Origin of the sequence: Tepidibacter sp. Z1-5 (assembly GCF_037844525.1) — a bacterium.
Taxonomy (GTDB): domain Bacteria; phylum Bacillota; class Clostridia; order Peptostreptococcales; family Peptostreptococcaceae; genus Tepidibacter_A.
This window is the reverse complement of sequence record NZ_JBBMMD010000032.1, coordinates 1-13,754: the sequence shown is the minus strand read 5'-3', so window position 1 is coordinate 13,754 and position 13,754 is coordinate 1. Positions and strand designations below refer to the sequence as shown.

Here is a 13,754-nt window from a genome sequence, read left to right as displayed (position 1 = left end):
GATACATTGTTCATTGCTGCAAAACTTTGTACTCCTCCTGTTAATAACATTCCTGCTATTAATGCTATTGGTAATCCTTTTTTCATTTTCATAAATTTCATAATTAATTTCCCCCTATATATTTAATTTCTTTCGTTAAATTCATTATACAAATCAAATATATAGGAATTATATTTTTATTGTAAAAAAGTTGTAAAAATTAAATTTCAAGATTTTATTATAAATCATGCTTAACCTTTTTCCTTTTGATGTCTTATCTTAATCAAATTTTGATCAAGTCTTAAACTATGATTCTTTCCCTTAACAATCTTATTGCAAATAATTTAAATATTCTTTTTCACTTTCACTTAAATTACAAACTTTTATTCCATTTTCTATACCCATTCTAATTACTTCTTCTTTTTTTATCCCCGCTTTTACTAAATGATTTATTTCATCAAAGGTTCCATCTACATGTGTTACTCCATAACACCCACTATCGCTCCCTACAGCCATTTTAACTCCCATTTCATATGCTAAGTTCACACTGCTTAAATGTTCTTCATATACTCTTTTTATTACATCTATATTTTCTTCAAATCTTTTATCTTTATTAATCACGAGATTTCCAAGTGGTGATAATGTTGGTATCCATATAGTATCTTTTTCTTTCATTTTATAAAGTTCTCTTTGAGTTATAAAATATCCATGCTCTATAGTATCAATACCACATTCAACTGCCATATTTACCCCATATGGTGAATTTACATGAGCCATAGTAGGTATATTACTATCCTTTGCTAAATCAACAATATACTTAAGTTCTTTTTGTGTAAATTGTAATTCTCCAACATCTTTATATTTTTTAAAATTTACAAGTCCACTTAATATTATTTTTAAGTGATCCAATTGTTTGATTTTTAAGTACTTAAATATTTTTTTAAAATCATATAGGTCCTCTAATTCTTCCCCTAAAAAATTTCCGTACATACCCTTTTTATATAAAGCTTTAACAGGCGATTTTAATATAATTCCTTCTTCTTTAGCTATTTTTCTAGCTGTACAAGATATTTCTAAATTATCTCCTCCATCTCTTAAAACATAAATTCCCCTTTTTCTATATTCTTTTAATGTTTTTCTTATAATATCAAATATTTCTTCTCTTTTTCCGTTTTCTCTTGCTTTTTTGAAATCTATTCCATCAAGAGATATATGTATGTGACAATCTATCATATTTTATTCCCCTTTCAAACATATTTCCCGAGAAATGCAAAATTCGTCTAATACTTATTCCAATAATGTATTTAGGCAACAAAACAATTTTTAGATTTAGAATGAAACTATTCTTTTTTTTAAATTTTATTTATCCACAATATCATAAAAATATCCCCACATATTCTCTCCCTTTATCAGCTTTTTATCATCAACCAATCTATCAAGTTCATTCTCTAACTGCTTTATATTCATATTTACATCATTTCGCTCAAGAGTTATTAATATATCATCAAGTTCCATTTCTTTTATTGGAAATCTATTTTTTATAATATCAAATATCTTGTTCTTTGAGTTTTCTATAAACATACTTAATTCATCAAAAGGATTTTCTGTGTGAGGGCTTGTACTCTTAGCCATTCTTATTCTAACTGGTATTGTCCTTCCAATTATTGCTGATGATACGAATGTATCTCCAGATCTCAAATAAGGAAGTCTTTTTGCTTCATCTGCATTTATATCTGTTTCTTCTTTTATAGTACCTATATCCGAAGCTCTTACAGTTCTAAATACGAATTTAGTATTTAACTGTGCAGTTACAGTTTCATCTAATAGAGTAGGTCGTTGTGTTGCAAGTATTAAGAACACTCCATATTTTCTTCCCTCTTGAGCTATCTCTTTTATTATAGATTTTGATGGAGACTCATATCCCTTTGGAGCAAAATTATGTGCTTCATCGGTTACTATTATAAACGGTGGAAAAAATTCACTATTTTCTACTTCCTTATATTTAGCATCCTTATAATCTCTTCTCTTGTGATATAGTTTATTTAAAAGATATGTAGAAAACACTTGTATAAGTCTCATGTCACCTTGTATGACTATTAATTTACCTTCTTTAATGCTATTTTCTATAGGCTGTATATCCTTTGAAAAAATTCCCTCATTATAAAGTCTAGTTAGTCTCCATATAACTCCACTTACAGATGCTGCAGGACACTTTATATTGTATTCTAAAAATAATTTTTGTATATCAGAGTATTTTTTCTTTTCATATACCTCTTCACTTGTATTCATTTTTTCATATATTTTTTTCTCAGATCCTAATCTTTGACCTTCTGCTAGATATTCAAGTCTTTTTAAAAATGTCATGTATGTATCTCTTTTTTTGTATATATTATCTATTACATTGCTCATAGAGTCCGTTATATTCCCTGATGCTGTTAGTAATTTTTTTAGTTCATTTTTATTTAAATCTTCAAATTTTACTCCAACATCTACTCCTATTTGATATATAGTGAATTTATTTTTAAAGTCACTTAAATATTTTTCTTCTAAATCAAGACATTTATTTGAAAAATCCATTTCAAAGTGCGGATCTAATACTACTGTAGGTATGTTAAGTTTCATAATTTCTTCAAGTATAACTCTACTACCAAAACTTTTACCTGAACCTGAACCTCCAAATATACCTATATGAGGATATTGTTGCATCTTCTTTATATCAAATATAAATGGAACTCCTCTTTGTTTTGTTACTCCTTCTTTATTCCATAGACAGAAGCTATCCTTCAGGTCATCTTCCATACTATCTTCCATATCTTCTGTTGATTTTATTTCTCCAAGCAATAATCCATCATCTTTTTCACACTTTATAAATAAATCTTTCACTTCTTTAAAGTGAGGTTTTCTAACCTTCGCTCCTGTACATATAGGGTACTCTGCTTCTTCTAAAAGTCTTATTTTAGCTAAGTGCATAGTCTCTTCCCCTACTTTATATCCTAATTGATTAAGTGAATTTAATACATTAGAATCTATAAGTCCGCCATTTATATTAAGTGGTATGTATCGGTTGTATGACATTGTTTCAAAAACTTCGCCCAATTGATTTTTTTGATAATCATCTTCTATAACTATTATTTCATTTATTTTAAATGGTCTTTTTTTAGTTACAACACTTACTTCCTGTTGTGTAGTAATACCTACAACCTGCATATTAATTCTCCTCCTTACAAGCTTCTTTCTTCTCTTTTAGGTTTAATAAATAGATTAGATAGATCTTTATCTATATATGTATCTATTAAAGCATTCATCATTTCATCAGTTATTTTTACTTCTTTGTCCACAATATCAAGCCATATTGGTATTCCCCTTGAATTTTTAGGAGTTAATGTATATACTACATCGCAAAACTGTTGCATATGTTCCTTTTGAACTGATAAAAAATCCATGGCTATAGCACTAGGATCTGATGATGTTCTCAAAAAACAGCAATCTATATTCTCTTTTGCTTTTCTAGATTTTTCAGGCAATATATTTATATATTCGCCTTCATTTAGTAATCCAAACAGCACTTCCTTATCATATACATCCTCACCTATATCTATATTTTTTGATTTTAATACTTGTACTATTTCTTTGGTTTTTATCTCTTCTATTACACCCATTAAAAGTATGTTGTTTTCTATACATTCTCTTTTAAGATCTTTCCATTTTTCATAGCATTTTATTCTGTATGTCATTAATGAGCCATCCATCATTATAATATGTGGATTATATTTTTCTATACTTTGGATTGCAACTTGTACTTCTAACTCCGCCATTATATTTTCTTCTTTTTCTTTAGATTTTTCACTGTTGAGTTTGTCTATTAATGGAGAAAACACTTGATATAATACTGTTGGTTCTTTGCTTAAATCCATACTCTTTGCAAGTGCACTTATAGCTACCAAGTAATGGGGATGTAGATTTCCTTTTTTATTTTTACTTCCATCTACACCTATTATATCTCCTTTTTTTCTAATTTTTGTAAGATCTTCCTTTCCAAGCTTTTCCATAGTTTTTATATCTAATCCTTGTCGAATTTTTTCAAATCCTATATTTTTTAGAGGCTTATGTATTGTTTTTAATTGATAATTAACCTTTTTAAAATCATTAATCAAATCATTATTTATTTTCAATTTAATATCACCCCATTTGTTAAATTTACGTTAATTTCAAACTTATTTCACACTTTCTATTGACTTTTATTGACATCCTTGCTATTATTTAAATATATAAATTGTCGAAAAATGTTGTTAGTTTTATACTATAGGAGGTAAAATAATGAAATCTACAGGAATAGTAAGAAAAGTTGATGAATTAGGAAGAGTTGTTATCCCAATCGAATTAAGAAGAACTTTAAACATAGCAGAAAAAGATGCTTTAGAAATATATGTTGATGGTGAAAGTATAATATTAAAAAAATACGAGCCAGCTTGTATATTCTGCGGAAATGCAAAAGATATTCAACATTTCAGCGGAAAGAACATCTGTCCTGATTGTGTAGCAAAATTATCTGAAATGAAATAAAATTCGCTTCATGCTGATGCATGGCTGTTGAAAATTATATGATTTTATTAAGATAAAAAGTCCCCTAGGGGACTTTTTTTATATACTATATGTCTAATACTTCTTGATAAACATCATTTTTAGGTAACTTTCTTTCTTTTGCAACATGTTTTATAGCATCTTTTTTACTCATTCCATCATCTATAAGCTTTGTTACGTATTCAAGTATACTTAAATTATCATTATCATTTAAGTTCTGTATCTCTCCGGTAAAACCTTCTAGTATAAGAACAAATTCTCCTTTTATTTCTCTTTCTTTAAATATATTTAGAGCTTGATCAACACTAGTTCTTATTATCTCTTCATATTTTTTAGTAATTTCTCTACACACTGATATTTGTCTATTTCCTAATATGTTCAATATATCAGAAAGCGTGTTTTTTAATCTGTGAGGAGATTCATAAAATATTAAAGTTCTTCTTTCATGTTTTAATTCTTCTAATTCTTGTCGTCTTACCTTTTTATCTCTATTTAAAAATCCTTCAAATGCAAATTTTCTCGTTTTAAGACCACTTCCAACAAGTGCAGTTGCAAATGCAGTAGCTCCTGGAAGTACATTTACCTTTATACCTTCATCTATGGCTTGCCTTATAAGATCTTCTCCTGGATCAGATATCCCAGGCATACCAGCATCAGTAATTATGGCTACATTCTGTCCATTTAATATTTTTTCTATTATAACTCTGCCTTTACCGTCTTTATTATGTTCGTGATAGCTTGTAAGAGGTTTTGATATATCATAATGATTTAAAAGCTTTATACTGTGCCTAGTATCCTCTGCAGCTATCAAATCTACCTCTTTCAATATATTTAATGTTCTTATAGTTATATCTTCTAAATTACCTATTGGCGTTGCACATACATAAAGATTACCCTTCATTTAATTCTCTCCTATATCTTGTTTTGAATAAATTTCTTTTATTTTATCTGTATATTCTCCATCTTCTTTATATACATAAAGAGGATCTAGTATTTTAAGCTCTGGTTTTCCTGCCTTTGTAAATGCAATCATCATTAGATTAGGAGCCTTGTCTATTTTAGGATGAATAAACTGTATTTCTTTTGGCTCTAATTTATATTTTCTAGATATAGTTATTATATCTGCTATTCTTATAGGTCTATGTATCATGAAAAATTTGCCATGGTGCATCAATAGTCTAGATGCTGCTTTTATAACATCTTCTAGATTACACGTTATTTCATGCCTTGATATAGCTTTTTTATTATTAATATTTTTTAATCCATCCGGCTTCATATAAGGAGGATTAGAAGTTACTACATGAAATGTATTAACTTCAAGTATACTATCTATATTCTTTAAGTCCTCATTTACTACTCTGACTCTATCCTCTAAATTATTGAGTTTTATAGACCTGTTTGCCATCCCGGCAACTTCTTCTTGAATTTCAACACCTATTACTTCTTTAGCTTTACTTTTACCAGCTATTAGTATAGGTATTATACCCGTTCCCGTTCCTAAATCTACCACTTTAGCATTGTTTTTAACTTTGCTAAAATTTGCAAGAAGTACTGCATCTATTCCAAAGCAAAATCCTTCTTTATCTTGAATTATTTTAAGCCCTTTTATTTGAAGATCGTCTATTCTCTCACTGTCTTTTAACTTTATATCCATCATGTTCTCCTTTTTCATTAAAATCAAGCTAAAAATTTACAATTAATCTTCTAGCATTTTAAGTTCTTTTAAAGTTAGAGGGTCTATTTCTTCATTTTTCTTGCAGCATCCTCCACACTTTTTAGCTTCTTTTATAACGCTTATTTCGTGAATCTCATATACGTGACTTTCGGATTTTTTTCCTTTATCTATTTCAACCTTTACTTTTTCTGCTAAAGTATTAGTATATGTTATTTTTCCTTTTCCGTCAGGAGTCATTACTATAGTTCCTACAGATGGCATTCTTTCCAATATCTTACTGTATGTATTGTGCTCATACTTTAAGCAACAAAATAATCTTCCACATATTCCAGATATTTTACTTGGATTAAGTGATAAATCTTGATCCTTTGCCATTTTTATAGAAACAGGTTGAAAATCTCCAAGCCAAGTAGAACAGCAAAGAGGCTTTCCACAAGGTCCAAGTCCGCCTATTGTTTTAGCTTCATCCCTTACTCCTATTTGTCTTAGTTCTATTCTAGTTTTGAATATTGCTGCTAGTCCTTTAACTAAATCTCTAAAGTCCACTCTGCCTTCTGCTGTAAAATAAAATATAAGTTTATTTCTATCAAACGTATATTCCGAATCTATTAAATACATATCAAGTTCATATTCTTTTATCTTTTCAACACAAATATCGAAAGCTTGTTTGGCCTTTTGTTTATTTTCATTATATATATTAGTATCTTCTTCTGTAGATATTCTTACAATAGGTTTAAGAGGTGCTACTATTTCTTCCTCGCTAACTTCTTTAGGTCCAACTATTATATTTCCATATTCAAGCCCTCTTGCTGTTTCTACTATAACATTCATATCTTTTTTAACATCAAATTCAAGCGGGTTAAAATAATATATTTTACCTGCTTTTTTAAATCTAATCCCTACAACTTTTATCATTTAATCACCTCGTATATATTTAAAATCATCGTTCCTATTACCATATTGAAATTACAATTATTCATAAGCTTTTTATTGCTTTCATCTATTATATCAATAATATTTGAGATTTGGAAATAAGTGAATTTCTTACTTAGACTACTTAAAAATTCTATTTGATCTAAATTTATTATAAGACTCTCATCTACACCTTGTTTTACCATTAGTATATCCCTAAAATAAGTTATTAATATATCCATAATTTCATTTAAATTTGATTTATGTTTTTCTATTTTTGTATTAATAGTATACATATTTATTAAATCTCTAGATTGTATTATATTTAAATATTCCTGCACTTCATTTCTTTTATTATTAAATTCTTCACTATAGCATAGATCTAACGCTTTAGATAATATTCCCATAGAAAATGAAGCCATAACTTTTGCTCTTTTACTATCTATATTTTTATTATCTATAAGATAGTTTTGTATTTGTATCTGTGTAAGTGGTGAAAATTTCACTACTTCACATCTTGATTTTATAGTATCTAGTATTGAGCTAGAGTTCTCAACTATTAATATTATTAAAGCAAATTCAGGTGGCTCCTCTAAGGTTTTTAATAAAGCATTTTGAGCTTGTACTGTCATCTTATGAGCGTCTTCTAGTATATATATTTTTTTGTTTTTATATGGCTTTATTATTATATCTAATTGCATATCTCTTATTTGACTTATTTTGAATGAAGATCCATCTGGTTTTAGTATTTTAAAATCAGGGTTATTTTCTAAATTATCAGTTCCAAGAATCATTTTAGATAGTTCCATGCTAAACATCATCTTTCCTATTCCACTTTGACCTTCAAATAAGTACGCATGGCTTATTCTATTTTTTTTCATGGAATTTAAAATAAATTGTTTTGCTCTATCGTGACCTATTATATTATCAAAATACATTTTAATTCTCCAAAAAAGTATCTATTATATTTATTATTTTTTCATGAACTTGTTTTATAGATCCATTAGCTTTTACTTGCTTAATTCTTTTCGGATACAGATCTTTCAATTTTTTATACCCATTAAACACATCTTCATGAAAAGTATCTTTCTCGCTTTCTAATCTGTCTAAATTCCCTCTATTTTCTTTTCTCTTTTTTGCTTTATCCATATCTATGTCAAATAGTAAAGTAAGGTCTGGAATTACATCCTGCATTGCAAACAAATTGAGATCATATATATTCTCTATTCCCAAATTTCTACCTATTCCTTGATATATAAGGCTTGAATCTACGAATCTATCACATATTACTATTTTCTTTTCTTTTAATGCCGGTTTTATAAGTTCTTCAACATGTTGAGCTCTTGACGCTGCATATAATAGGGCCTCTGTTCGTGAATGCATACTTTTATTTTCTTTATCCAGTATTATATTTCTTATTTTTTCACTTATTTTAGTTCCTCCAGGTTCTCTCGTAAGTACTACATCATGTCCTTTATTTTGTAAATAATCCTTTAATAATTTTATTTGAGTAGACTTTCCCGATGCATCGGGTCCTTCTATAGTTATAAATAATCCTTTCAAAATATCACCTCTAGTCTATTATCTTTATGAAATCTAAATTTTTATCATCCATTCCAGTAACATTCATACCTATTTTTTTCCACTTTTGTACATATTCTATTACTTCTTTAGTTATTATTTCTCCAGGAGATAATAAGCTTATACCGGGTGGATATGGAATTATATATTCTGCACATATTTTCCCTATTGAATCTTCTATAGGTATACTTTTTCTGTTTGAATAGAAGGCTTCTCTAGGGTTAAGAGCTTTTTTAGGAATGTAATTTGGATAATCTGACTCTAGTAAATCTTCATCCCCAATTTCATTATCTATATATTTTAATGCTTGTCTTAATTTTTCAAAGTCATCTTTATCATTTCCTATGCTACATATTAATAATACACCATATGGATTAGATAATTCCACTTGTATGTTATACTTTTGTCTAAATATATCTTCTACTTCATATCCTGCTCTCTTTAGATTCTTAGTTATAATATACATCTTTGTTATATCATTACCTTTATCATTGTATAAATATATGTTCTTTAATTTTTTTATATAGTCTTTAGTTTTATCTATATTGTATATTAATTCTTCCATTAATTCTTTACCATGTTTGCTGTATATCTCTACTGCCATTTCAATAGATGACATCAGCATATAAGATGGAGACGATGATTGAACCATTCTAAGAAATGATTTTAATCTATTTATATCAACTCTATCAGATTTGATATGAATCATTGATGCTTGAGTAAAACATGGAAGAGTTTTATGAGTACTTTGAATAGATATATCTGCTCCTTGCTCTATAGCACTCATTCCAAGTCTATCATTCAGACCTATATGAGATCCATGTGCTTCATCTACTATTAATATTTTATTTTTTTTATGTAGATAATCCGATATTGACTTTATATCAGTATTTATTCCATAGTATGTAGGCGATGTTATAAGTACAGCTTTTATTCCTTCATCCTCTTCAATTAATCTTTTTATATCATCTAATTTTACCCCAAGAGATATACCACTGCTCATATCTATTTTAGGGGTTACGTATATAGGCTCTATATCACCTAATATACAGGTATTTATGACAGATTGGTGGCAATCCCTATTGACTATTATCTTGTCTTTTAAGGAGCATACAGCCATTATAGCAGCCTGTATCCCACACGTAGTTCCATTTACTAAAAAGAATGTCTGATCTGATTTAAATACCTTCGAAGCTATATCTTGAGATTTCTTAATTATCTCCTCAGGAGAATGTAAATTATCTGTTCCAGGTATTTCAGTTGTATCTATATTAACTATACTATTTTTGAAATCACTATAGCCTAATCTATCAAATATCTTTCCATTTTTATGTCCTGGAACATGAAAAGATATTATTTCACTATTTTTTATATCATTGAGTTTATTTATTATAGGAGTATTATTCACGATCTATCACCTTTAAATTTTATTTTTCCGCTTAATTTTAACTTTATTCTACTTCAATATTTATATACAAAACACGTCACTAAAAATTATGGTTATTAAAATGTTAGCTATTTTTTGTTAATATTTTTCTATAAAACTTGTATTACATTGTTTGAATATCCGTTTAAAAACTTTTTTGTTTGACCGTAGGGAGTTTAAAAGTTTTAGGATATTCAATAAAATGTAATACTTAGTTTTATTAAAATATTGACTAAATAGCGGTATTTTAATAAGCATAATTTTCGCTTAAGAAGAAATTTTTATAAGTATATATCTAGTTCATTATAACAAAAAAGCTATACTTAAAGTATAGCTTTTAATATCTAAGATAAATTATTCCTCCACAGACTTTTCACTTTGCTTTTATAGTATTCCATCTTTAATTCGCTTCCTTCTTCATCTATCATTTCTTGTTCGCAATTTCTACATATATAACTTCCCAATATATCTATCCCTTTGTCAGATTCTTTATTGCATATGTAACATATTTTTTTTGTTTGCACATAACCATCCCCTTTCTTTACTATATTATTTACATCATTATTAAATTGCATACAAAAATAGAAGGATAAATCCTTCTATTTTTTGTTTATTTATATACGATCTCTATCTTCTTTATAATTAAATAATAAAGTTATGGCATATATACCAGCTATTCCGACTAAGGCATATATAGTTCTACTTAAAAATGAATTAGATCCACCAAATAATGATGCTACTAAATCAAACTCTAATAAACCTATTAATCCCCAATTTAAAGCTCCTATTATAACTAAAACCAAGGCTAGCCTTTTCATATTTAGCCACTCCTTTTCATAATATTTAGTTATAGTATTTGTATATTTTAATAAAATATCACACCAGATTATTGTTGTTTTAGGTAAAATAATACAATTTATTGTACTATTTCCCAAGAAATATTTTGATATACTATCCTACTATTACATCTGCCATTATACATCCTGATATGTTTTGATCATTGTCTTTTATAGGTATCGCTATAGCTACGCAATAATGTCCAGTATCTACTGATATATATGGATTTGATTTAAATTCATTTCCTTTTATTGATTCTTTATAGTAATCTCTGTGTTTAAAGTTTTGAATAAAATCTTCTTCGTCTATATTTGATACCGTACTATATCCTTCTTTATTTAGAATACATATAACTTCAAAATAAGGATTCAATTTTGCTATATTCTTTAAATTGCTTCTAAGATTAGTATTACTGTTTTTTGATAAAATATTTTTTTCATTAGCTATTTCTTTTAATATATCAAATGCATCTGATATTCTATTATTTATATTTTCATCTAATTTAAAGCTATCTAGATATTTTTTCATATATTTATATGTGTCATTAGACATATCCTCAAGCTGTGCAATAGATGATGCTATTGATTGTATTGTAGATGAGTGTTCTATTCCATCTTCGTTTATTTTAGAAGATACTTTATTTGTTTCATCTACTATGTATGTAAATTCTTTTATTATTTGATTTACTTCTTGTGTTAGTCCTAATTGTTTGTTAGAGCTTTCATATATATTTCTAACATCCGTTATAACTTCTTCTGATTTCGTATATATATTTCCTAAAGAATCTATAGATTCATCTGCTATACTTATATCTTTGTTTATCGTATTCATTTCACTTTGCATTTTATTAGATATATAAGTTATTTTATCTGTTACTGAATTTATTATTTGAGATATCTTAGCTACAGATTCTGAAGATTGAACTGCAAGCTTTCTTATTTCATCAGCTACAACAGCAAAACCTCGTCCTGCTTCTCCTGCTCTTGCTGCCTCTATTGCTGCATTAAGAGCTAATAAGTTAGTTTGTTTTGATATATTCTCTACCTCATCCGTTATATTGTATATGTCCTTCACTTCTTTAGTTAAAGTTATTATTTCATCTGCCATATTATTTCCAGTATCTTTGCTTTGTTTTAATAAATTTACTACCTTGGTAAAAACCTCTTTATTATATTTTATAGTATTATTCATATTCTCAACTTCATTTATAGCTCTTTCTGAGTTATCCTTAGATATACTTGCATGTTCAAATAACATTTTAGATGTATCCTCAAGCTTATTTATTTCATTTACTTGATACTGCATTGTTTTAGATAAATCATCTATTGAAGATAGAGTTTCATCAAATGACAGTGAGTTATTATATACATTGTTTGATATTATGTTTGTATTTTCATTAAGTTTTTGTGATAAAGAATATGTATTAGCTATTATAATTCTCACATCTTGCAAGAATTCATTTAAATTATTTCCAAATAAACCCAATTCTTCTGTGAAGACTTGACTCAAATTTCTTTCCTTTAATAAATTTGATTTATCTATATTTTCTTGTGATACATTTTTTTTATTGTTGATATTGTTGATAATATTCATAGTTATCAACACGGTTAATACACATATCCCAAAATATAATCCTTGTAATTGTTTCGTAAAAACTATAATTAAAGTAGCAATTATACAATTTAATATTGTTCCTATATATTTCATATTTTCTTACCTTCCTTATATATTATATCTTCCCATTATATATTCATCTTCGTATTTACCATTTCGTATTGCAGCATATTTTCTTCTTCCTTCTATTTTAAAACCACATGACTCATATAGTTTTATTGCTTTTTCATTATCTGCAAAGACTCCCAACTCTACTCTTTTCAACATTAACCAATTATCAGCTAAATCTAATATTTCTTTCATAAGTTTTTTACCAATTCCTATTCCTTGATAATCCCTATGTACCATAATTCCTATGCTTGCACTATGTCTTAATCTAGGAGTAGGATTTACATTTAGTCCAACTAATCCGACTACCGTATCTTCTTCTTTTAATTGTGCTACTAACATATGCTTATTTATATCTATATTTTTAATAAATTCTTCTGTACATTCTAATCTTTCAGTTGATATCCCTAATATATTTTCTTTTACACCCTTCATTATCCTCATTTCATTTATATAGGGAATATCATCTACTTTAATTGGCCTTATAATGACTTTGCTCATATTGTACCTCCTCTCATTTTGTATATATAATAAAGAAAAAACTCTATATTATTATATTATTTAAATCTTATATTTATCAACATTAATTAAATATTCTGTATAGTGATAAAAAAACCTCTATTATGCTAATATTTTTAGTCTNCCAGGGGGCTGCCCCCCAAGTACCATCGGCGCTAAAGAGCTTAACTTCTGTGTTCGGAATGGGAACAGGTGTATCCTCTTTGCTATAATAACCACATATTTGGAGCGGGTGAAGGGAGTCGAACCCTCGCAGCTGGCTTGGAAGGCCAGAACTCTACCACTGAGTTACACCCGCATATCCTATTGTAAAACCAGTATTGATTTTTAATATTTTTAAGCGATTTTTAAATAATTATTTATCCTTGTATGTTAATCAAAATGATTATTTAAGTTTGAGCTTTAAAATATTACAAATTAATACTTTCAAAATTGATCAGATTTAAATTAGGTTAAGTCCTCGATCTATTAGTATTCATCAGCTGAACTCATTACTGAGCTTACACCCTGAACCTATCAACC

General features: G+C 27.7%; 14 protein-coding genes, 1 tRNA gene and 1 rRNA gene. 1 reads left to right on the top strand and 15 read right to left on the bottom strand.

The window, feature by feature from the left end:
• Nucleotides 1-309 precede the first annotated feature (309 nt).
• From WJW32_RS06925 to WJW32_RS06915, 3 genes are all read right to left on the bottom strand, one after another.
• The gene (locus WJW32_RS06925) at nt 310-1,212 is read right to left on the bottom strand and encodes an amidohydrolase family protein (RefSeq protein ID WP_340256774.1); all 903 of its coding nucleotides are present in this window, start codon (nt 1,210-1,212) and stop codon (nt 310-312) included.
• 126 nt (nt 1,213-1,338) lie between these two features.
• Nucleotides 1,339-3,186, bottom strand: a complete 1,848-nt coding sequence (locus tag WJW32_RS06920; protein WP_340256772.1) for an ATP-binding protein — start codon at nt 3,184-3,186, stop codon at nt 1,339-1,341.
• A 14-nt stretch (nt 3,187-3,200) separates the two neighbouring features.
• On the bottom strand, nt 3,201-4,151 hold the full coding sequence (locus WJW32_RS06915) for a DNA double-strand break repair nuclease NurA (protein ID WP_340256770.1): 951 nt from the start codon (nt 4,149-4,151) through the stop codon (nt 3,201-3,203).
• A 145-nt stretch (nt 4,152-4,296) separates the two neighbouring features.
• On the opposite strand from WJW32_RS06915, the gene WJW32_RS06910 reads away from it, so the two are divergent.
• Nucleotides 4,297-4,542, top strand: coding sequence for an AbrB/MazE/SpoVT family DNA-binding domain-containing protein (locus WJW32_RS06910; protein WP_340256769.1), 246 nt, complete (start codon nt 4,297-4,299; stop codon nt 4,540-4,542).
• A gap of 85 nt (nt 4,543-4,627) precedes the next feature.
• Here the strand turns inward: WJW32_RS06910 and rsmI are convergent, their stop codons facing one another.
• From rsmI to WJW32_RS06850, 12 genes are all read right to left on the bottom strand, one after another.
• Nucleotides 4,628-5,461: a 16S rRNA (cytidine(1402)-2'-O)-methyltransferase gene (gene rsmI / locus WJW32_RS06905; protein ID WP_340256767.1), complete on the bottom strand. Its 834-nt coding sequence runs from the start codon at nt 5,459-5,461 to the stop codon at nt 4,628-4,630.
• The gene (locus WJW32_RS06900) at nt 5,462-6,214 is read right to left on the bottom strand and encodes a tRNA1(Val) (adenine(37)-N6)-methyltransferase (protein ID WP_340256765.1); all 753 of its coding nucleotides are present in this window, start codon (nt 6,212-6,214) and stop codon (nt 5,462-5,464) included. It abuts the gene before it with no gap.
• Nucleotides 6,215-6,256: 42 nt separating this feature from the next.
• The gene (locus WJW32_RS06895) at nt 6,257-7,150 is read right to left on the bottom strand and encodes a PSP1 domain-containing protein (RefSeq protein WP_340256764.1); all 894 of its coding nucleotides are present in this window, start codon (nt 7,148-7,150) and stop codon (nt 6,257-6,259) included.
• A complete protein-coding gene (locus WJW32_RS06890) occupies nt 7,147-8,085 on the bottom strand; it encodes a DNA polymerase III subunit (RefSeq protein ID WP_340256762.1) in 939 nt (312 codons plus the stop codon). The genes WJW32_RS06895 and WJW32_RS06890 overlap by 4 nt, the downstream gene beginning before the upstream one ends.
• Before the next feature lies 1 nt (nt 8,086).
• The gene (gene tmk / locus WJW32_RS06885; RefSeq protein WP_340256760.1) at nt 8,087-8,710 is read right to left on the bottom strand and encodes a dTMP kinase; all 624 of its coding nucleotides are present in this window, start codon (nt 8,708-8,710) and stop codon (nt 8,087-8,089) included.
• Nucleotides 8,711-8,720: 10 nt separating this feature from the next.
• Complete coding sequence (locus WJW32_RS06880; protein ID WP_340256758.1) at nt 8,721-10,136, bottom strand: aminotransferase class I/II-fold pyridoxal phosphate-dependent enzyme; 1,416 nt, start codon at nt 10,134-10,136, stop codon at nt 8,721-8,723.
• Between the two features lie 362 nt (nt 10,137-10,498).
• Nucleotides 10,499-10,678, bottom strand: a complete 180-nt coding sequence (locus WJW32_RS06875; RefSeq protein ID WP_340256756.1) for a sigma factor G inhibitor Gin — start codon at nt 10,676-10,678, stop codon at nt 10,499-10,501.
• Between the two features lie 90 nt (nt 10,679-10,768).
• Complete coding sequence (locus tag WJW32_RS06870) at nt 10,769-10,972, bottom strand: DUF378 domain-containing protein (RefSeq protein WP_340256755.1); 204 nt, start codon at nt 10,970-10,972, stop codon at nt 10,769-10,771.
• Between the two features lie 133 nt (nt 10,973-11,105).
• The gene (locus WJW32_RS06865) at nt 11,106-12,698 is read right to left on the bottom strand and encodes a methyl-accepting chemotaxis protein (protein ID WP_340256753.1); all 1,593 of its coding nucleotides are present in this window, start codon (nt 12,696-12,698) and stop codon (nt 11,106-11,108) included.
• A 15-nt stretch (nt 12,699-12,713) separates the two neighbouring features.
• Nucleotides 12,714-13,214: a GNAT family N-acetyltransferase gene (locus tag WJW32_RS06860; protein ID WP_340256751.1), complete on the bottom strand. Its 501-nt coding sequence runs from the start codon at nt 13,212-13,214 to the stop codon at nt 12,714-12,716.
• 122 nt (nt 13,215-13,336) lie between these two features.
• A 5S ribosomal RNA gene (gene rrf, locus WJW32_RS06855) occupies nt 13,337-13,452 on the bottom strand.
• Between the two features lie 4 nt (nt 13,453-13,456).
• Nucleotides 13,457-13,530, bottom strand: a tRNA-Gly gene (locus WJW32_RS06850).
• Nucleotides 13,531-13,754: the final 224 nt, after the last annotated feature.